The organism is Micrococcaceae bacterium Sec5.1, from assembly GCA_039636795.1.
Classification (GTDB): domain Bacteria; phylum Actinomycetota; class Actinomycetes; order Actinomycetales; family Micrococcaceae; genus Arthrobacter.
On record CP143430.1, the window covers coordinates 4817531 to 4837864 of the forward strand.

At 62.5% G+C, this 20334-nt stretch carries 20 protein-coding genes; 9 read left to right on the forward strand and 11 right to left on the reverse strand.

Going from position 1 to position 20334, the window contains the following annotated elements:
* Positions 1-12: 12 nt before the first annotated feature.
* Positions 13-1050 carry a zinc-dependent alcohol dehydrogenase family protein gene (locus tag VUN82_22030; GenBank protein ID XAS71730.1) on the reverse strand — a complete coding sequence of 346 codons (1038 nt, stop codon included), beginning with the start codon at positions 1048-1050 and terminating at the stop codon, positions 13-15.
* A 93-nt stretch (positions 1051-1143) separates the two neighbouring features.
* Here VUN82_22030 and VUN82_22035 point away from each other — a divergent pair, with 93 nt between their 5' ends.
* Together VUN82_22035 and VUN82_22040 are read left to right on the forward strand one after the other, a co-directional pair.
* Positions 1144-1602, forward strand: a complete 459-nt coding sequence (locus VUN82_22035; GenBank protein ID XAS71731.1) for a carboxymuconolactone decarboxylase family protein — start codon at positions 1144-1146, stop codon at positions 1600-1602.
* Positions 1603-1619: 17 nt separating this feature from the next.
* Positions 1620-2522 carry a sigma-70 family RNA polymerase sigma factor gene (locus tag VUN82_22040; GenBank protein XAS71732.1) on the forward strand — a complete coding sequence of 301 codons (903 nt, stop codon included), beginning with the start codon at positions 1620-1622 and terminating at the stop codon, positions 2520-2522.
* Positions 2523-2550: 28 nt separating this feature from the next.
* On the opposite strand, the gene VUN82_22045 is transcribed toward VUN82_22040, so the two are convergent.
* The 5 genes from VUN82_22045 to VUN82_22065 all read right to left on the reverse strand — a co-directional run bounded on the left by VUN82_22045 (position 2551) and on the right by VUN82_22065 (position 8023).
* Entirely contained in the window at positions 2551-3363 is an 813-nt protein-coding gene (locus VUN82_22045; GenBank protein XAS71733.1) for a hypothetical protein, read from the reverse strand.
* On the reverse strand, positions 3338-4552 hold the full coding sequence (locus VUN82_22050; GenBank protein XAS71734.1) for an amino acid permease: 1215 nt from the start codon (positions 4550-4552) through the stop codon (positions 3338-3340). Before VUN82_22050 ends, VUN82_22045 begins: the two co-directional genes overlap by 26 nt.
* Positions 4553-4816: 264 nt before the next feature.
* The gene (locus tag VUN82_22055; protein ID XAS74765.1) at positions 4817-5278 is read right to left on the reverse strand and encodes a hypothetical protein; all 462 of its coding nucleotides are present in this window, start codon (positions 5276-5278) and stop codon (positions 4817-4819) included.
* A gap of 16 nt (positions 5279-5294) precedes the next feature.
* Positions 5295-7283, reverse strand: coding sequence for a primary-amine oxidase (locus VUN82_22060; protein ID XAS71735.1), 1989 nt, complete (start codon positions 7281-7283; stop codon positions 5295-5297).
* 107 nt (positions 7284-7390) lie between these two features.
* Positions 7391-8023 carry an isochorismatase family protein gene (locus tag VUN82_22065; GenBank protein ID XAS71736.1) on the reverse strand — a complete coding sequence of 211 codons (633 nt, stop codon included), beginning with the start codon at positions 8021-8023 and terminating at the stop codon, positions 7391-7393.
* 134 nt (positions 8024-8157) lie between these two features.
* On the opposite strand from VUN82_22065, the gene VUN82_22070 reads away from it, so the two are divergent.
* Positions 8158-9114, forward strand: coding sequence for a helix-turn-helix domain-containing protein (locus VUN82_22070; protein ID XAS71737.1), 957 nt, complete (start codon positions 8158-8160; stop codon positions 9112-9114).
* A gap of 57 nt (positions 9115-9171) precedes the next feature.
* Entirely contained in the window at positions 9172-9762 is a 591-nt protein-coding gene (locus VUN82_22075) for a TetR family transcriptional regulator C-terminal domain-containing protein (protein ID XAS71738.1), read from the forward strand.
* On the opposite strand, the gene VUN82_22080 is transcribed toward VUN82_22075, so the two are convergent.
* Positions 9763-10398, reverse strand: a complete 636-nt coding sequence (locus tag VUN82_22080) for a LysE family translocator (GenBank protein ID XAS71739.1) — start codon at positions 10396-10398, stop codon at positions 9763-9765.
* A 162-nt stretch (positions 10399-10560) separates the two neighbouring features.
* Here VUN82_22080 and VUN82_22085 point away from each other — a divergent pair, with 162 nt between their 5' ends.
* Both VUN82_22085 and VUN82_22090 read left to right on the forward strand, forming a co-directional pair.
* Positions 10561-11973: an aldehyde dehydrogenase family protein gene (locus VUN82_22085; GenBank protein ID XAS74766.1), complete on the forward strand. Its 1413-nt coding sequence runs from the start codon at positions 10561-10563 to the stop codon at positions 11971-11973.
* Between the two features lie 137 nt (positions 11974-12110).
* Positions 12111-12968 carry a prephenate dehydratase gene (locus tag VUN82_22090; GenBank protein XAS71740.1) on the forward strand — a complete coding sequence of 286 codons (858 nt, stop codon included), beginning with the start codon at positions 12111-12113 and terminating at the stop codon, positions 12966-12968.
* A 3-nt stretch (positions 12969-12971) separates the two neighbouring features.
* Here VUN82_22090 and VUN82_22095 read toward each other — a convergent pair whose 3' ends face one another.
* Genes VUN82_22095 through arsB form a run of 4 tightly spaced genes read right to left on the reverse strand, consistent with a single transcriptional unit; the run spans position 12972 to position 16885 of the window.
* Entirely contained in the window at positions 12972-14354 is a 1383-nt protein-coding gene (locus VUN82_22095; protein ID XAS74767.1) for an FAD-dependent oxidoreductase, read from the reverse strand.
* Between the two features lie 45 nt (positions 14355-14399).
* Positions 14400-15389, reverse strand: coding sequence for a thioredoxin-disulfide reductase (trxB, locus tag VUN82_22100; GenBank protein XAS71741.1), 990 nt, complete (start codon positions 15387-15389; stop codon positions 14400-14402).
* Between the two features lie 28 nt (positions 15390-15417).
* Positions 15418-15840 carry an arsenate reductase ArsC gene (locus tag VUN82_22105; protein ID XAS71742.1) on the reverse strand — a complete coding sequence of 141 codons (423 nt, stop codon included), beginning with the start codon at positions 15838-15840 and terminating at the stop codon, positions 15418-15420.
* Complete coding sequence (gene arsB, locus VUN82_22110; GenBank protein XAS71743.1) at positions 15830-16885, reverse strand: ACR3 family arsenite efflux transporter; 1056 nt, start codon at positions 16883-16885, stop codon at positions 15830-15832. Before arsB ends, VUN82_22105 begins: the two co-directional genes overlap by 11 nt.
* 181 nt (positions 16886-17066) lie before the next feature.
* Here arsB and VUN82_22115 point away from each other — a divergent pair, with 181 nt between their 5' ends.
* The 3 genes from VUN82_22115 to VUN82_22125 all read left to right on the forward strand — a co-directional run bounded on the left by VUN82_22115 (position 17067) and on the right by VUN82_22125 (position 20324).
* Positions 17067-17459 (forward strand): metalloregulator ArsR/SmtB family transcription factor, encoded by a 393-nt coding sequence (locus VUN82_22115; protein XAS71744.1) that lies wholly within the window; start codon positions 17067-17069, stop codon positions 17457-17459.
* 77 nt (positions 17460-17536) lie between these two features.
* The gene (locus tag VUN82_22120) at positions 17537-18019 is read left to right on the forward strand and encodes an N-acetyltransferase family protein (GenBank protein XAS74768.1); all 483 of its coding nucleotides are present in this window, start codon (positions 17537-17539) and stop codon (positions 18017-18019) included.
* A 46-nt stretch (positions 18020-18065) separates the two neighbouring features.
* Positions 18066-20324 carry a PEP/pyruvate-binding domain-containing protein gene (locus VUN82_22125; protein ID XAS71745.1) on the forward strand — a complete coding sequence of 753 codons (2259 nt, stop codon included), beginning with the start codon at positions 18066-18068 and terminating at the stop codon, positions 20322-20324.
* Positions 20325-20334: the final 10 nt, after the last annotated feature.

Here is a 20334-nt window from a genome sequence, read left to right on the forward strand (position 1 = left end):
AGCGTGGTGCCCCTAGCGGTTAGGGTCTATCATCGTCATGCCTGCAGGGGCTGCTTTGTCGAATCCGGGCAACAATAGCGCTGCTTCTTCCAGGCCGATGGTGCGTTCAATCAGCAGCTGCGGCTGAAGCGCACCCTGCTCAATGAGCGCCATCATGCCTGGGTAATCAACTGCGGCCATGCCATGGCTGCCGAGAAGATCGAGCTCCCACCCAATAACCCTGGCCATGGGAACCTGCGGGTTGCCGTCGATGGAGGGCAACAAACCGATCTGGACATGCCGGCCCCGCCTGCGAAGGCTGAGGATTGCGTCGGCGCAGGTCTGTTCACTTCCGACGGCGTCCACCGCCACGTGGCTGCCCCCGCCGGAGAGGACGTTGACTGTGCCGGGGATGTCCGTGCCGTCGGCGAGCACTGTGTGATCCGCACCCAATCGTGCAGCCACAGCCAGAGCCTGCGGGTTCCGGTCCACGGCGATGACCCTGGCGCCCATGGCTTTGGCGATCATCACAGCGCTCAGCCCGACGCCTCCGGCACCTACAATCGTCACCCATTCACCGGCTTTCACCTGCGCACGGGCTGCCAACGCGCGGTATGCGGTGGCGAAGCGGCAACCCAGGCTTGCCGCCGTCGTAAATTCGACGCTTTCCGGGAGGGCAACCAGGTTGCTGTCGGCAGCGTGCAGGGCCACGTATTCGGCGAAGGATCCCCAATGGGTGAAGCCGGGTTGTTGCTGCTCCGGGCAAACCTGGGCTTCTCCGGCAAGGCACCACTCACATTTGCCGCACCCGCAGACGAACGGAACAGTTACCCGGTCGCCCACCTTCCAGCGCTGGACGCCGTCGCCCACGGCAGCAATGACGCCGGCGAGCTCGTGGCCGGGCACGTGGGGAAAGGCGATGTCGTCGTGTCCAGCCCAGGCGTGCCAGTCGCTGCGGCACATGCCCGTGGCCTCGACCTTCACCACCACTCCACCGGCTGGGGCCTCCGGCCTGGTTACTTCCCGCACTTCAGGCTGGGCCCGGACGTCATCAAATATCACTGCTCGCACGCACCGACTCTAACAATGTCCTGAAAGCTGTCACACTTCCGGCTCCCCTTACGACATCCCTGATGTAAGGCACCACAACAGAAGGGAAACAGCATGACCCGCATCAATATCGGCCACAGCAACAAACTCGGCTATGCCGCTGTCATCGGGCTGGAAGGCTACGCCCGCAAGTCGGTGGATCCCGACTTGTACGAGCTCATCAAGCTCCGCGCCTCCATCCTTAACGGCTGCGGTTTCTGCGTGGACATGCACGCAACCGACGGCCGGAAGCGCGGCATCCCGGAACGAAAGCTGCATGCTGTCGCCGCCTGGCAACACTCCAAAGTGTTCTTCGACGCCCGAGAGCAGGCCGTACTCGCCTTGACCGATGCATTGACACAGCTGGGACCCGACACAGTTACCGATGAGATCTGGAATGCGGCTGCCACCCATTTCGACGACAGCCAGATGGGAGGCCTGGTCCTGGCCATCTCCACGATCAATGTGTGGAACAGGATCGCCATCAGCACGCAGATGGAGCCGCCGGTAGATGAGAAGAACCCGATCGTCTGAGGGGTAGCGTGGAGGGCATGAGTCTTGCGGTATCGGCCACGGCCGCGTGGCAGAGCGAACGGAATCGTTTGCTGGGAATCGCCTACCGGATGTTGGGAGATTTCGGCCATGCCGAGGACGTCGTCTCCGAGGTTGCCATCGATGCCGTCCGGCAGGAACGCAAGGCCGATGGCCACCGTGTGGAATCCTGGCCGGCTTGGCTGACAACGGTGTGCGTGCGGCGCTCCGTTGACCGGGTGCGCCAACTCGCCGCTGTGCGCGAGGACTATACCGGGCCTTGGTTGCCGGAGCCGGTAGACACCTCGAGGCTTCCGGAGGAAACCGTGGCCAACCGTGAGCTGCTGTCCTTGACTTTGCTTCATTTGGCTGAGCAACTGGCTCCGGAGGCGAGGGCCGCACTGGTGCTCCACCGCGCTTTTGGGATGTCCGCGCCGGAAATCGCGGACATCCTGGAAAAGTCCCCAACTGCCGTACGCCAAATGATTTCCAGGGCCGAGCGCCGCTTGGACATCGACCCGGACGCTCCCGCCCCCAGGACCAAGGATCGCGCGGCCTTGGAGAAGCTGGTACGCGCCATCGAGCACGGCGACATTGACACGGTAGTAGCGATGCTGGACCGGGACGCAGTGCTGTGGGCCGACGGCGGTGGCAAGGTCAAGAGCGCCATGAATCCCGTGTTCGGGGCGGAGCGGATCGGGCGATTCTTCGCGGGTATCCTCGGCAAAGCAGCCGCCTTCGATCCCGCACAGCCGGTCCGTTCCCGGATCATCGAGGTCAATGGCGAAGCTGCTGTATTGCTATGGCATCAGGGCCGCTGCGATGTCTTGTTGATCGACGGCGGCCTCGACGGGAGCGTCCGGGAGCTGCGCCAGCTTGCCAATCCGGACAAGCTGACCCGGCTTTCGCTGGGCGAACCGTAAGGCGCCGCGTTGTTAAGTCGCAGCTGACTCAGTCCCCCGCCGAACCACTTACGCGCAAGGCATTGATGATCGCCGGAATGGACGCAATCAGCATGACCAGCGCCCACACGAGCGCCACCACCACAGTGATCAACGCCCAGAACTGATCTCCAATGGACACCAGCGGACCTGGCAGGAACCCGTGGATCACTCCAAGGATCACCTGAAGCAGCACGGACACCGCCAGTAGCACCACCAGTCCCGTGACTTTGAGGAACTTGGGCTGACTGAGAATGAGCAACACCGCGAACACGATTTTCAGGACCAACAGCAAACCCAGGATTGCCGCCGCCTGCCCTTTCGGAAAGCTCCCCCACAGGGCCAGGTACGCGATGGTTCCAAACGGGGTGGCCACGAACAACCCGATCATCAGGAACAACTTCGCCAAGGCCAACATTGCGGTGAGGAACGCCGCGATAACCCACAGCAGCGTCACGATGAACGTCGTGACGCCTTGGATCCGGCCATATGTCCGCAGATCGATGATCAGGCTGAGCCCCAGCATGACCACCGTGAACAGCAGCAAGCCATCCAGGAACGCGAGGAATCCAATGCCCGCGCCTGGTGGTTCGGCGTCGGCTCGCTGCGTCTTGAGGAAGACATCCAGCGGAACGCCCAGGTTGTTGGCATCGTTTGCGGAGACGGGGTCGACGGCGGTCTGCCCCAGCAGGAGCGACATACCCACCTCGGCCAGGACTACCAGGGCAAAGACAACCACCGCGGCAATGAAGAAGGGTCGGCGCAGGGCATCAGGGTCAGGCCCGCTGCGGAACCCCTCACGAATTGACCACGCTGCGGCCATGGCTCAATTGTGGCACCGGGGGTTTCAAATACAAGCGCCCCACCAACAATGCCGCAGCACCCAGCATGGCCGGCACCAGCAGCGCCCAGCCGCTGAAGAGCAACACCACGAGCATCACGACGGCGGCCACGATGACTCCGTACCAGGCGGCGGTTCCGCGGGGCAACAGGAGTACCCCGGCGGCCAGGCCAAAAGCGGTGACGGCGGTGAAGCAGGCCGAGGCGGCGCCGATCTGGAACTCCATGCTGAGGAACCCCACAGCTGCGAGGGCAAAGGAAAGTGACGTCATGACAGCGAGTGCCGCCAGGCTCACGGACGGCACCTCCCCGGCACCCACGCCACGCGCCAAAGTCCGCGGCAGCACGCCGTCGGACGCCAACCTGGCGCCAAGCTTGCTGGCCCCGGCCACGAACGTATTGAGTGGTCCGAACGTCAACACGGATGCCGCAACAGCCGTCACGGGAGCCGCGGCTGGTCCCAGTCCTTTCGCCAGCAGTTCGGCCACCGGGACGCTGCTGCCCGCGAGTCCGGGACCGAGGACGGCGACGCACGCCGCCACCAAGCCGATGTACACAACCCCGACGACGACGAGCGTCAGCCAAGTGGCCCGCTTCAGGTCGCGTTCGGGGTGGCGGAACTCGCCGGCCAGATGCGTCACGGCTTCCCACCCGGCGAAACAGAAGAAGAGCAGGCTCGCTGCACCACCCACTGCCCAGTAGCCGTTCGGGGCGAAGGGAACGAAGTTTTCAGCCTTGGCGTAGGGCGCCGCAACGGCTACGGCGAGTGCCAGCAACGCCACGAGTAGGACCATGAGGAGGAGTTGGAGTTTGCTCGAGACACGGATCCCCACCGCATTGCTCAGGAAACCCGCCGCCAGGATCAGTCCTGCCGCGATCAGGGCCGTTTCCCGCCCACCGCCCATGGCATGCGCGATGTACTCGCCGCCGATCACCGCGGTGGCGGGCGCCCCGAACGGGATGGCGAAGTAGAAGAGATAGCCGGCCACCACTGAGGCTCGCTGCCCGAAAGCGCGTGTCACGAACGTGGCGATCCCACCGGCGTCGGGCTGTTGCCTGGACATTTCAGCAAAACTGAACGCCACCGGGGTGCAGAAGACCAACAGCAACGCCCACGCTAATAACGACGCCGGTCCGGCAACTTGGGCGGCGATGGCCGGCAGAACCAGCACGCCTGAGCCTAGAATCGCACCTACATAAATCCCTGTGGCCCTGAACAGTCCAAGGCCAGAATTACCCGAATTACTGACAGCTCTACTCACCCCTCTACTGAACAGTGTTCGGGCCAGGTGCAACAAGCGGGAAAACTGCCTGCTCGGGGCAATATCCTGCCGAATTCTTGCTGGGCTTGTGCTTCCTGACCTTCTTTGGGTTTTGGCTGGGCATTGTTCAACCCCCAAAGGGCTGATTACCGGCTTGACTGGCGCCGAAGAAGGTCAGGAAGCAGCGGCCATTTGTACCCGACGCCGCAGCCGGGCCACCAAAGTAGCGGCGAGTAGCGCCGTCGTGATTTCCAGTCCGATCACCAACAGCAGCCCCGCAGCCCCGGATGAAAAAACAGCGCCGGTGGTATCAACAACGCTCGACGCCGGTCCCCCGCCGTGCGTGTGTCCGGCACCTCCCGCTCCCAGCAGCAACAAGGAATGAACGGCAATCATTGCTACAGCCGAAACTGTCACTTGGTGGAGAGCTCCGACGCGGCTGTGGCGCCAGATGTGAAAGGTGCAGGGGACGCAGATTGCCGCCACAGCAACCATGAGGACGGCGAGCCATGCGCCATGGTGTCCCCACGCCGCGACCCAAAGGTGGACCAGGCACGAGACAGCCGTGAGGGCTGCGCAGATCCGGGGATGGAGGACGGGCCCGGCTGACCGGACCCGTCCCGTCGTCGTGGTCATGTGCCTGGATGTCCGTTTAGTGGCAGTGTCCGTGCTCATGGTGGCTTCCGCCGTGTTCATCCGCAGCGGCGGTGGCAGAGCTGTGGCAGCTCGAACCTGAAGAGTTGGTGGGCACATCCAGCACAGGGCTGCGGTCGAAGAAGCCTTCGGGGCGCAGCTTGAAGCCAACCGTGTCCACGGGCATGATGGGCCAATCCTCCACGCGGGGAAAGTGTGTGAGCCCAAAGGTGTGCCAGAGAACGATGTCCTGGCCGTCGATCTCCCGATCCTGGGCGACGTAAGCCGGCAGGCCTGCTCCGCCGGAGTGCTGGTTCACGAAGTCACCAGTGGGGTACCGCTCCTCGTCGGAGTAACGCGTAACCCAGAGGTCCTTCGTGGCGAAAGCGGCGCGCTTCGCGATGGAGGAATCTGGATCGGCCAGAAGGGTGGGCTGGTTTTCGGCGTGAAGCTTGTAGCCTACGGGCTCGCCAAGGCGGTTCCGGGACTCGGGGTTGGAGATAATCCACGTCCGGCCTGCACGAGCGTCGGCTTCCCGGACGGCTTCGGACTCCTTAGTAAGGAGCGTCCGCTTGCGGGAGAAGGCGTTGCCGCGCTCATTCCCCGCACCCATGGCTTGACGGACTACGTCCTCTTCCTCGACCCGGTTGGTGAAGCCGTCGATTGCCATGTCCAGGCGAGCGCTGAAGAGGTGCTGGTGGAACGGGGCTCCGAGTCCTGGAGCCAACTGCGAGATGTTGTCAGAGCCACCCTCGGGGAAGGCGCTGGTGAACACGATGCCGGTGGCCTTGGCTTCGAACTCGATGGTGCCGTCGAGGTAGAGGTACCAGTAAAAGCCGTAGTCGTAGTTGCCGATGGTGGTGAAGAAGGAGATCACCAGGCGGCGGTTGCGTCGCGTGTAGTTGATCCCGGTCCAGAGGTCCGAGTGCTTGGAGAGGATGCCCCAGTCTTCCTCGTGCATGCAGATGCCGTTGCGGATTTCCCGGGGGTTGCCGAAGGCGTCGCTGATGACAGGGCTGAGGTAGGTGATGTCACCAAGGCAATCGCAACCGAGTTCCAGGGAGTTTGCATACTGGCCCACGAGGTATTCGCCGGTGTCGAAGTAGTTCTGCCAGGACCGGATAGGTGATGGATCACCGTAGGGCACAACCATTTCGGCGATGGAGGCCCGGTTGATGATGGGCCTAAGGCGGTCCCCGTCCTTGAAGGCAAGGTTGTGGAGGACAACTCCTTCGCGCACATCGAAGCCGACGTCCACGCTCCACTTTTCCCACTCAACGTGGTTGCCGCCGGTGACTGTGAAGCTCGGGCCTTCGGGTTGGGTAATGCTGATGGGCTTTTGGCTGGTCCTGAGCGGGCCTGTGAGTTCGGGATCGGTGTAGTTTCCGTGCTCTTCCGGAACCGGCATGACGCCGAGATCAATCACCTGGGTGACTTCCTTGTTGACCACATCCACATACGCCACCAGCCCATCCACGGGGTGCGCCCAAGCGCTGTCCTCAGGGAAATCCTGCACAAATGCCAGGCCACGGAGGATGCGGCGGCCCCTCTCGTCGTCGTACTCAAACACGCCGGCGGACAGCGGAGCGACGCGTACCTTGGCCACATCGAGGTTCCGTGCTGCCAGAGCGGCGAGCCACCGTTCATCCGTGGCAAGCAGCGTCTCAACAACTTCGAACTCTTCCTCCAGCACCGGAAGTTCGCCGGAGACTTTGGTGTCCAGTTCTGTTGCGGACAGGATCTTGCCGTGGGTCACGGACACCAGGACGTCAGTAGGAGCCCCGCCGGAGACGTCGTGGATGAACACACGGAACCGGCGGTCTTCTATTTCTTGCCCGCGGGACGGATCCACAAGGCCCAGGTAGGCGATCCGCTGCTCGTGGCCAAGATGTCCGGCAGCCTGGAGGAGGCGCTGCACCTCGGAGATTTCAGCACCCGTGGCCAGGCGGTACTGGGTTTCCTCAACGGCGGCTGCGTCAGTTGCTGTCTGGGTTGCTGTGGGCGTCATGGCTGCCTCTTGTCCGGGACCTGTGATGGGTCAGGATTTATTTTCTATAGATGTAGAGAATAACCGACGTGTTAGCTCAGTCACAAGGCCTGGTCCACATATTGTTTCTAAGAAACTGCAGCGCTCCCGGCCGTTGCCGACGTGCCCAGATCACTCTTTTCCAGTGCACGCCCGGCTTGGAGTGCCTCTGCCCATACATCCGTGGAGGCAACAGCGGCCCAATTGGAGTTCAACAGCGCCATGATCGTGGTGTGCACGGTTTTCGCGTCCGCCGCACCTGCATCATTGACGAGGTTGATGGCGCCAGTGGCATCTGAGAGGACTTCAGTGGTGAAGCCAAGGAACTCCGCTTCAACGGCGGAGGCAAGGATGCAGTTGTTCGTCATGTAACCCACCAAGGTGACGGTATCGACGTCGTGCTCCCGCAGCCAGCCAGCAACGTCCGCGCCAGCGTAAACCGAGCCGTAACGCTTGATGACCTCTTTCCATGAAGCAGTCCGGCGCGCTTCGACGTCCGGGTGGAGATCAAATTCAGGCGTTCCAGGGGCGAAGACCGGCGCGCCTTCTCCTTCGCTGTGCTGTATCGCCAGGATGGGAATTCCTGCGGCGGCCGCGGCATCGATGGCCTTCACGATCATCGGAAGTGATTCCTGGTGCTTCGGGTACTGGATCTCAAGGGGTCCGCTGAAGTACTGCTGCTGGACATCGACAAGGACAAGGGCGCGGCGGGGGGTGCTCATACTTTTCTCCCAAATAGCGGATCGTTGCTCGCCAACTGGCGACCCTTCCATCATTGGCACCCCGGTCAGAAACCGCCAGTGGCACAAATGCCCTTATACGATGGATTCAGGCCAAAAGCAGAGAGGAGGGCTGCATGCGGATCGCTGTCTACGCATTCGATGACGTCACGATGTTTCATCTGGCGGTTCCGCAGATGGTTTTCGACGAGGTCACACGGCAAGGGCTGGCTGAGTGGACCACGGTGCTCTTCTCAGACGAGGCGGGCCATATTCGAACCACCGAGGGTTATCAATTAGGGGAAATCCAGGGGCCGGATGCCGCAGAGCAGGCAGACGTTGTGGTTGTGCCGTCGTGGTTCGCGGACGGACGTGAAACCAGCGAGACTCTACGCAAGATCCTTCAACAGGCTCACGAGCGCGGCGTAACTATCCTGGGGCTTTGCCTTGGCACGATCCCCGTCGCGGATGCCGGCCTCCTCAGCGGACGTTCTGCCGTCACACATTGGCAGGCCTTTGACACCCTTGCCAACCGGCACCCAGATGTCTTCCTCGATCAAAGAGTGCTCTACATCGATCACGGAGACGTGTTGACTTCCGCGGGGACAGCATCCGGACTGGATGCTTGCCTCCACTTGGTTCGGGGCCGGCTGGGGGCGGAGGCAGCGAATCGAATTGCGCGCAGCCTGGTCATCGCTCCACACCGTGAGGGCGGGCAGGCGCAGTACATTGAGCACCCCCTTCCACCTCGCTCCTCGGATGATCCTATGGCGCGCCTGCTGGACTGGGCCCTGGGCCGACTCGGCGAGGACCTCAGCATCGATCGCCTCGCAGCCCAGGCCCACATGAGTCGCCGAACCTTCGTCCGCACTTTCCGTGCCTCAACAGGAACAACACCTTCCGCATGGATACGCACACGACGACTCGATGCTGCCCGGCGATTGCTGGAAACCACAGACATGTCCGTAGATCAGATTGCGGCTGACTGCGGATTTGGCAGCCCCGTGACGCTCCGGCAGAACTTCGCAAGCGCGTTTGCCATCACACCCACCGAATACAGACGCACCTTTGACGCTCAGTCAGCGCCCGCCTGAAACGTAAGATGAGACCCAAGACCTGTCTGCCATATATTTCTCCGGGAGCCCCCTAAAGTGCCAAAGATTGTGGACCACGATCAACGACGCCTCGAACTGGTGGACGCAACCTGGCGGATCATTGCAAGGCTGGGCATTGAAGGCGCCACCATGCGGGAAATCGCCGAAGAAGCCGGCTTCGCCAACGGCGCCCTCAAGCCCTACTTTCCCACCAAGGACCTGCTGCTGACGTCAGCTTTCGGGCACGTTTTCAACCGCACCAACCAGCGCATCGCCGCCGTGACCTCGGGCTTATCCGGCATCGCCGCCCTCCGCGCCTTCTGCGCCGAAGTCCTGCCACTGGACGAGGAACGCGTCAACGAAGCCCGCATCGTTATCCCGTTTTGGCAGAAGGCACTCAACGACGCCGAGATGGCAGCCCTGCACAGCGAGTCCATGAACCAGTGGCACAACACCATCACGGCACATGCGGCAGCAGCCCGCGCGGCCGGCGAGATTGCCGCCCCCATTGGGGATGCCGCCGTCGCCGATCATCTGCTCAACTTGATGCTGGGCGCCCAGATCGTGGCGGCACTTTCCCCCGCAGAGCACTTTGCCCATGACCTTGAAGGGCAGCTGGACAACTATCTGACGCTGCTGGCTGGCTAGCTAACTGGTGGCGCCTGATGCCACCACGCCAACGCCCAGTCCGGCGATAACCCCGCTGCTGACACGCTCGACGGCGGTACTCACCTTGGGGCGCTTGAGCCACCGCATCGCCTTGAACGCCACCACTGCGATCATCGAGAGGTAGGCAAAGGCAATGACGGCAACCACGATGCCCAGGATGAGTGACGTGCCCATGGTGTCGCCGCCGTGCGGGATGAACTGCGGGACCACAGCCAGGTAGAACAGGCCCACCTTGGGGTTGAGCAGCGTGGAGAGCGCTCCTGCCCCCAGTGCCGCAAGCCGGCTGTACGGGAGGGGCGCTTCCGAGTCTGCTCCGCCTGCCGTGGCAGCTTTACGGGACTTGATGAACGAAGAAACGCCGAGGTACAGCAAGTACAAGCCGCCCGCGATCTTCAGCCACCGGAAGAGCTCCGCCGACTGTTCCAACAGCGCGGCCAATCCGATACCCACCAAAGCAGCCCACACAATCGCGGCACCTGCGGATCCAGCCGCCGCAGCGATCCCGGCACTGGGCCAGTTCAGGGCAATACGCAGGACCAGGAACGTATCGGGGCCCGGGGTCACGGAGAGGACCAGGCAGAGACCGGCGAAGGCGGCGAGGGATGCAAGAGTCACCCGCCAAATTATCCGGTACGAAAGGGGCCGAGGGAAAGCGTTCGCTTCGCGTCAAGGGCTGTTCGTGCATAGACAAGGCGACTCAGCGTGACGCCAACCACACTGGAATCATCGCCGCGTGCCTCAACGGCCGCCAAGACTTACTACCCGAGCGGAGTACCAATGGAGACTTACGACGCCCTGCTGGCCTCGATCACCCCGGCCACCGGCCAGAACAGCCGCACGATTCTTGACCCTGCAACGGGTGAGGCTGTCGGTGAAGCCCCCGTCCACACCGTTGAAGATCTTGACGCCGCTGTTGCAGCTGCCGCAGCTGCACAGCCGGCCTGGGCTGCCTTGGGCCACGACGCGCGGTCCGCTGCACTCATGAAGGCCGCCGACGCCGTCGAACGCTCTGCTGAAGAACTCGCCCAATTGCTCTCCCGCGAGCAGGGCAAGCCGCTCAATGGCCCGAACGCCCGCTTCGAAGTCGGCGCTTGCGCCGCATGGCTCCGCGCAACGGCTGCCACGCCGCTGGACCCTGAAACCGTAGTGGACGACGGCGAAACCCGCGCCGAACTGCACTACCGGCCCATCGGCGTCGTGGGTGCCATCGGACCCTGGAATTGGCCCATGATGATCACCGTCTGGCAGATCGCCCCTGCCCTCCGGATGGGCAACGCAGTGGTGGTCAAGCCCTCCGAATACACTCCTCTGTCCGTGCTGGCATTGGCCGCAATCATCAACCAGGAACTGCCCGAGGGATTGCTGTCGGTGGTGTCCGGTGGCCGCGACGTCGGCGCCCGGCTTGCTGAGCACCCGGCCATTGGCAAGGTCATGTTCACCGGCTCAACCGCCACAGGCAAGGCGATCATCCGTTCCTCGGCGGATACGATCAAGCGCCTCACGCTGGAACTCGGCGGCAACGACGCCGGCATTGTGCTCCCCGACGCCGACCCGAAAGCCATCGCCGAGGGCCTGTTCTGGGGTGCGTTCATCAACACAGGCCAGACTTGTGCCGCGCTGAAGCGCCTCTACGTCCACGACTCGCTGTACGAGGCAGTGTGTACGGAACTGGCAGCTGTTGCGGGTGCAATGCCGATGGGCAATGGCTTGGACGAGAACAACGTCCTTGGCCCGCTGCAGAACCGCCAGCAGTACGACATCGTGGCCCGACTGGTGGAGGCTGCCCGCGCATCCGGGGCCCGCGTCCTCCTCGGTGGCAACCCCGACGCCGATCAGCCCGGCAACTTCTACCCCACGACCCTGGTGGCCGACATCGACAACGACAACCCGCTGGTGGCCGAGGAACAGTTCGGCCCTGCCCTGCCGATCATCCGGTACAGCACTGTTGACGAGGCCGTCGCCAAAGCAAACGCGCTCGACGTCGGACTGGGCGCCTCAGTCTGGTCCTCCGACGTGGCTGCCGCCCGCGAGGTTGCCTCCCGTATCCAGGCCGGAACCGTATGGATCAACAAGCACGGCGCAGTGGACCCCCGCATCCCGTTCGGTGGCGCAAAGCAGTCCGGCTATGGCTTGGAGTTCGGCGCGGAAGGCCTCAAGGCCCTGGGCGTTCCGCAGATCATCAACGGCTGATTTTGCCCCAACTGACTGGCATTAGTGGTTGTTATAGGCCCTTATTCCAACCACTAATGCCAGTCAGTTGCGTTTTCGCTGGCCAGACGGTGGACACTTTTGCGCAGCCCTATGCTCCGCGTGAAAGCATGAGCACCATGGCCCAGAAGATTGCGTATCAAGGTGAACCGGGAGCCAACTCGGATCTCGCGTGCAAGGAAATGTTCCCCGAACTCGAAAGCGTGCCGTGCGCCAGCTTTGAGGACGCGTTTGAACTGGTTTCCACGGGCGAAGTCGAGCTGGCAATGATCCCGATTGAGAATTCCATCGCCGGACGTGTGGCTGACATCCACGTGCTGCTCCCGCAGTCCAAGCTGCAAATCGTGGGCGAGTACTTCCTGCCGATCCGATTCGACCTCTTGGGCATTCCAGGCAGCACGATTGAAGGCGCAACAGAGGTTCACAGCCATATCCATGCTTTGGGTCAGTGCCGCAAGATCATCCGTGAAGCCGGCCTCAAGCCAGTCATCGCCGGAGACACTGCCGGATCAGCCAGGGAAGTGCGCGACTGGAACGATCCCCGCAAGCTTTCCCTCGCTCCTCCACTGGCCGCAGGCTTGTACGGTCTGGATGTTCTGGCCTCCGGCGTCGAGGATGACCCCACCAACACCACCCGCTTTGTGGTTCTGGCGAGGGAACGCGAAATCCCCACCAAGGAGGAGCTCCCCGGTCCCGCGATCACAAGCTTCGTGTTCCGTGTGCGCAACGTCCCCTCAGCGCTCTACAAAGCGCTGGGTGGTTTTGCGACCAACGGCCTGAACATGACCCGGCTTGAGAGCTACATGGTGGGCAACGAGTTCGCGGCCACCATGTTCATCTCTGACGTCGAAGGCCACCCTGCGGATGCACGTCTCCGCCGGGCGCTGGAGGAGCTGGAATTCTTCACCACGGAGGTGCGGATTCTGGGCGTCTATGCCGCCGATGGTTATCGCGAACGGAACACCGTCAACGCCTAGCTGCTAATTCCCGGAGCGGCCGTGCGCGAGTCCAGTCGGGAAGCCGAGGAAAGCTGGTTCGGGTGCTGCGCAGCAGCCCGACTGCACTTCTATGGTTACAGCCGTGGCGGCCGTGGCGGGAACATCGCAGCTGGTCCCGGCGTCGGTTGAGCAGACTCCAGTTTCGGGCAATTCCAGATGCACCGTGTCCGCCGCTTGGTGGTCACCAGCCAGTGCAGCGGCGACTGAACGGACCTGCTCATAGCCCGTGGCCAGCAGGAAGGTCGGGGCACGGCCATAAGACTTCATTCCCACGATGTAGAAGTCTTTCTCTGGATGTGCCAGCACCTTGGCACCGTGTGGAGGGACAGTGCCGCAGGAGTGGAATTCGGGGTCAATCAGTGGGCCGAGCTCGGTGGGTGCCTCAACGGCAGGATCGAGGTTGAGACGGAGTTCGCGCAGGATCTCCAGATCCGGGCGGAAGCCGGTGCACGGAACGATGACATCGACATCCAGCGTGCGTCCGTCAACAGATTCAACGCTCACACCGGAATCGAGCGTTTTCAGGCCAGCTATGCCGAAACGTGTGTGCAGTTCTATGCTTCCGGCCTCGACGAGCCGACGAAGCCTGGCGCCGAGCTGACCCCGGGCGGGCAATCCGTCCGCGGCTCCGCCACCGTAGACCTTATCTGCAGATCCGCCTCGCACGGCCCACAAGATCCGGGTATTGGGTTCGTCCTTGGAGAGGTCGGCCAAATTGATCAGGGTGTTCGCAGCCGAGTGTCCAGCGCCCACCACGAGGACACGGCGGCCGGCAAAGCTGCTCCGGTCCCGCCCTGTGACGTCAGGAAGGGGCGTGGATATGCGGTCCGCCGCAGTCTCTTCGCCAATGGCGGGCAGGCCTGAGGTGCCCAGTGGATTGCGGATTGACCATGTTCCTGAGGCGTCGATGACGGCAGCGACAACATGATCACGGGTTTCGCCGCCTTCGTGCTCCACCCTGACCAGGAAAGGAGTGCTGTCCCGGTCACGGACGTGGGTCTTGTCCAGCCCTAGGCGGGTAACTGCGATAACGCGGGCGCCAGTCTGCAACCGGGACGCCATGACGGGCATAGCTGCCAGCGGGGTGAGGTAGTTGTCGATGAGTTCCCGGCCATAAGGCAGTGCCGTGGGGCGGGGAGATTCCCAGCCTGATTGTTCCAAGAGGCGGACGGCGGCGGCATCGATGTTGAACCGCCAGGGTGAAAAGAGCCGGATGTGGCGCCATTGTTCGATGGCGGCACCTGCAGCGGGTCCAGATTCGAAGATGACTGGTTCGAGGCCACGTTCGAGCAAGTGCGCTGCTGCGGCCAAACCGACCGGGCCGGCACCGATCACCGCGACCGGAAGCTTCTTCGCTGGCTCCATGGTGTCCTCTTTCATCGTTGAAAATGCTCAGGCGCTTAAGGATCCTCAGGCGTGGGTGGGTTCTTCCACGAGTGCCGTAGCTATGCTGTCTGCGTCCTCAAGTGCCGCCAGAAATCGTTCGGCATCCAGCGCTGCAGCACACCCCGTTCCGGCGGCGGTGATCGCCTGGCGGTACCGGTGATCCACGGCATCTCCGCATGCGAAGACCCCGGAGAGATTGGTGCAGGTGGTGGGCGAATCGACTTTGATGTAACCCTCAGCGTCGAGGTCCACCTGCCCGGCAACAAGCTCGGTGCGGGGCAAATGACCGATGGCAACGAAGATCCCTGTGGCAGCCTGTTCCCGGGTTTCTCCAGTGCGGGTATCAGTGAGAGTCACTCCGGTGACTTTGGTGTCGCCGTGGATCTTGGTGACGGCGGAGTTCCAGGCGAAGCTGATCTTGGGATTGTCCTTGGCGCGCTGGGCCATGATGCGCGAAGCACGGAGCTCACCCTTGCGGACCACGACAGTGACGGACTTGCCGAAACGTGTCAGGAACGTGGCTTCTTCCATGGCAGAGTCTCCACCGCCGACCACGATGATGTCCTGTTCTCGGAAGAAGAAGCCGTCGCAGGTGGCGCACCAAGAGACGCCGTGCCCGCTGAGCTTTTTCTCTTCCGGCAGTCCAAGTTCCTTATAGGCAGAGCCGGTAGCAAGGATGACGGCGGGCGCTTCGTGCGTCTCGCCCGCACCGGTGACCACGCGCTTAAGGTGAGCTTTCAGATCAACTTCCGTGACGTCGTCGAACACGATGCGGGCGCCGAACTTCTCGGCCTGCTCCTGGAGTCCGTCCATCAACTCCGGGCCCTGGATACCGCCCGGGAAGCCGGGGAAGTTTTCCACCTCGGTGGTATTCATCAAAGCGCCACCCGCCGTGACCGAACCGGCCAGGACGAGCGGTTTGAGCCCTGCCCGGGCGGCATAGATGGCCGCGGTGTAGCCGGCAGGGCCCGAGCCGATGATAATCAGTTGTTCAGCGCTGACGTCATTACTCACGAGAATCTCTCCTATACGGGAAGCCGGATCACTTGGACGCAGGGATGAGGGAGTCGATCAGGCCCTCGATGCGCGTCTTTATTTCATCCCTAATAGGCCGGACCGCGTCAACACCCTGGCCAGCGGGGTCTTCCAGGACCCAGTCTTCATACCGCTTGCCGGGGAAGTACGGGCATTCATCACCGCAGCCCATGGTGATGACGACGTCGGATTCCTTGACGGCTTTGGTGGTGAGTACCTTGGGGATTTCGGCGGACATGTCGATGCCCAGTTCGGCCATGGCCTCGACGGCGGCCGGGTTGACCTTGTCGGCTGGCTGGGAACCGGCGGAACGGACCTCGATCTCCCCCTTGGCGAGGGTGGTCAGGAACGCGGCGGCCATCTGGGATCGGCCGGCATTGTGGACGCAGACGAACAGGACGGAGGGCTTCTTGTTGGTTTCAGTGGTCATGCTTCTCCTCCAAGGGTGGGGCAGCGATCATTGCGGGAGTGAAATAGCGCTTGCGTGCCCAGAGGGCTACATAGACAAGTGCAACAAGTACGGGTACTTCAATCAAGGGCCCAACGACGCCGGCAAGCGCCTGGCCGGACGCGACGCCGAAGGTACCAATGGCCACGGCGATGGCCAATTCAAAGTTGTTGCCAGCCGCAGTGAAGGCGAGTGTGACGGTTTTGGCGTAACCGAGGTTCAGCCATTTGCCCAACGCGATCCCGGCCCCGAATACCACGAGGAAGTAAACCAGCAGTGGCAGCGCGATCCGGAGGACATCCAACGGTCGCGTCATGATATTTCCACCCTGCAAGGCGAAAAGCAGCGTGATGGTGAACAACAACCCGTACAGCGCCCAGGGCCCGATCCTTGGAAGCAAGTGGGCCTCATACCAGTCGCGGCCCTTCGCCAGTTCGCCCAGCCTTCGGGTGAGGAAGCCGGCTAGCAGTGGAATGCCCAGGAAGACCAGTACTGATGCCGTGATGGCCCAGAAGGAGAAGTCCGCGCTGGTGGTGGGCAGGCCCAGGAGGGCTGGCAGCCACTGGAGGTAGAACCAGCCAAGGCCTCCGAATGCGATCACTTGGAATACCGAATTAATAAATACCAGCACGGCAGCTGATTCTCGATCTCCGCAAGCGAGGTCGTTCCAGATCATCACCATGGCGATACAGCGGGCCAAGCCGACGATGATGAGTCCTGTGCGGTATTCGGGCAGGTCAGGAAGGAAAATCCACGCCAACCCGAACATGAACGCTGGAGCTAAAAACCAGTTGATCACCAAGGAGGTAACCATCAGCCGACGATCCGTCAGCGCTTTGCCCGCTTGGTCGTATCGCACTTTCGCCAGGACCGGATACATCATGACCAATAACCCGACGGCAATTGGCAAGGACACCTCGCCAACTTTCACGGCTTCCAGCCACGAATTGAGGCCCGGGACGAGACCTCCCAAAATCAGGCCCAGCGCCATGGCGGCGATGATCCATACCGGCAGCAAACGGTCCACTGCCGAAAGCCGTCCTACGACGGCGGCACCGCCTTCAGGCTTACGGGCTGTGGTCTGCTCGGCGTGCTCACTAGGCTCCTGGAATTCTGCCCGGCAACAGCCAAGGCATTAGATTGATGAAGTTCGATATAAGTATCAGCATCTATATCGATGATTGTCAATCTATGTGCATAATGGATGTATGGACTCCCCGCAAACCCTTCAACGGCTACACGCGGACGAGCTCCCAGCTGTGGATGGGCCGGCAAGTGCTGGCGATGAAGCTTGCTGCGAGCCTTCAGCCCAGCCGTCCCTCGATGCCTATGAGGCCCAGGTCCGCGCCTCCGTGTTTAAGGCACTGGCCGATCCCAACCGGCTCCGCCTGTTGTCCATCGTCAAAAGCGCGGACGGCGGCGAAGCGTGCGTCTGCGATCTCACCGAGCCCCTGGACCTCGGCCAGCCGACGGTCTCACACCACCTGAAGATCCTGGTGGATGCCGGTCTCCTGCACCGCGAAAAGCGGGGCACATGGGCGTACTACTCCTTGGTCCCGGGTGCCATTGAGCGGACTTCCGGCCTGCTGGAGACCCTGTGAGAAGCGAGACAACAGGGACAAGGGAGACGACACCCAACACCCCGTCAATGCGCAACAGCGAGGTCCGGATCCGCAAAATGACCCCGCCCGATTGGCCGGTGGTCCGGGAGATCTTCGCTGAAGGCATCGAGTCCGGGAACGCCACGTTCGAGCCCGCTGCTCCTGAGTGGGAGCAATTCGACGCTACAAGGCTCAAGAATCACCGACTGGTCGCGGAAGCAGAAGGCCAGATCCTCGGTTGGGCAGCCGTATCCGCCATCTCCTCGCGTGCAGCGTATGCGGGCGTCGTGGAGCATTCCATTTACGTGGCCGGGGAAGCCCGTGGTTTGGGTGTAGGCAAGACCCTTCTCCGCGCGCTGATCACCTCCACTGAAGAAGCAGGAATCTGGACGATCCAGGCCAGCGTATTTCCCGAGAATGAAGCGAGCATCCGGCTGCATGTCGCGGAGGGCTTTACAGTTGTCGGCCGACGGAATCGGATCGCCCGGATGCCTCTTGGCCCACTCGCGGGGCAATGGCGCGACACCATAATGATCGAAAGACGCTCCGCGACTATCTAAAACCGCCACTGTCTGAAACCGGAAGTGTCTGCGAAGAGGGAGAGCCATGGCTATAAGCGAGTTTCCGCAGCTTGGCTCTGCGAGCGCAGACCGGGCGGTGTTGGGCAGCAAAGCAGCCACTCTTTCAGAGCTCACGGCAGAGGGTTTCGAGGTGCCAGCGGGGTTCGTCGTCACGTCGGAGGTGGTCGGGCAACTCGGCAACAACCTCGCGGGCGCTCTGAAAGTTGCTGCCGGCAGGATAGGTCCGGGACCGTACGCTGTCAGGTCCTCTTCCGCCGCCGAGGACCTCGCCGGCGCTTCCTATGCTGGTCTCTACGAAACCTTCCTGAACGTTGAGCGGGATGACCTTGAGCAGGCTGTCAGGCAATGCTTGGCTTCGGCTGCGGAGAATAGAGTTGCAGCGTATGAGACTGCTCTCGGAGCAGCGGCCCGCGGCGATGCGGCAAGCCCTTCCATGGCGGTACTCGTTCAACAGATGGTCCAGCCCCATGCCGCCGGCGTTGCCTTTACTGCCAACCCACTGACCGGCGACCTCGACGAAACCATTGTCACTGCCGTCGCGGGTCTTGGGGAGTCGCTCGTGTCCGGTGAAGCAGTCGGAGAGCAATGGACAGTCCGCGCCAGCGACGCCACGTGCAACAGGGACGGCACCATCCTCACCTCGGACCAAGCACGGCAAGTAGCGGCGCTGGCCCGTCGGATCCACGAACGAGCGGGAGTGCCGCAAGACATCGAGTGGGCGCTGGACCACGACGGTGCCCTATTCCTTCTTCAGGCCCGCCCGATGACGGCGCTTCCCACGCCAGCAGCTTGGACGGCTCCGGGCGAAGGCCTGTGGGCACGGAACTTCAGGCTCGGTGAATGGCTTCCAGATCCCATGACGCCGCTGTTCGAGGACTGGCTTCTGCCCCGGATCGAGGCCGGGTATCTCGACGGCATGGAGGACGATATTCAGGTGCGGGTGCCGTTTCGTTACGGCTCCGTCAACGGCTGGTACTACAACGCCCCGCCGATTCCGTCCCCAAGGATTGTGGCGCCTTTGATAGTTCGAAGCCGTGGTCGCCTGCCATGGTTCCTTTTCAACGTCCTTCTCCGGGTCTCCCGCAATCCGGCTGCGGCGCACCGCGCTGTTCTCCATGGGCTGGAACTTAAATGGCGACACCAACTGCTGCCCGACTATCGGGAACTCGTGCGCAGTGCCGAGCAGGAAGTGGACACCGCATCCCCGGCAAGGCTCATCGAGCTTGTGAACGCCATCGCCCAGCAGGCGGGAATCTACCTCTGGTCACTGGCCGTGGTCGGCGGATCTGCTTGGAAAATCGAAGCGGCCCTGGCCAGGTTCTGGCAAAAGCACCTAGCCGCTCCCTTGAGCGACAAACCCGCAGGGCTGCTCGGCCATCAGGCACTCCTCCGCGGCCTCACCGGCAGCAGCGGCCTTAGCGGCAGCACTGCGACACCATCGGAATCGGCCGTCTACTCCCTCGACTGGTACCACCCGACCTACGGCGAGGCCGGCATCCGTAGCCAAGAAGCGGATTCAACCACCGCAGGCAAGGATGCGCTTGACGCACAACGAAAGGCAGCCGAAGCCGCGGCCAGGGCAGTGCTGCTTGATAGTCCCAGGGCCCTCACCCGCTTTGATTCCCTCCTAACGATGGCCCAGTACTACGCCGCCATACGGGAAGAACAGTCCCTTTACCTCACCCTGGGATGGCCGGTCCTGCGCCGTTGCGCCAAACGGCTGGGAGAAAACCTCGCTGCCGCAGGAGCCATCGAAGACCCGCAGGACATCCATTTCCTCCACCTGAGTGAGGTGATGAACGCCTCGGCGGACCAAAGGGAGCTCGTAGGAAACCGCCGTGCAACGTGGCAGATGCAACGGCGTCTGGACGCACCACTCATCATTGGCGAACCCGGCAGGTTTGGAGCTGATCCCGTGGCGAGCGCAGTTGAGGCAGCCAGGACAACCCACGAGGTTCCCGCAGGTGCAATTGTCGGCCACCCAGCCAGCACTGGACGCGCCACGGGCAGAGTGCGGGTGATGTCAGGCCTGGAGGAATTCGACAGCTTCCTCGACAGCGAGATACTCGTAGCGCGATCCACCGCACCAGCCTGGACGCCCCTTTTCGCTCGGGCCGCCGCGGTGGTCACCGATGGCGGAACCCTCGCCGCCCACGCGTCGCTGGTTGCCCGGGAGTACGGCATACCGGCGGTCGTGGGAACCGGCAACGCAACCCGGCTGCTCAAGACGGGCCAACGAGTGACCGTTGATGGAGGCGCGGGCTACGTCGTCGCGGCCGAATAAGGAACTGGCC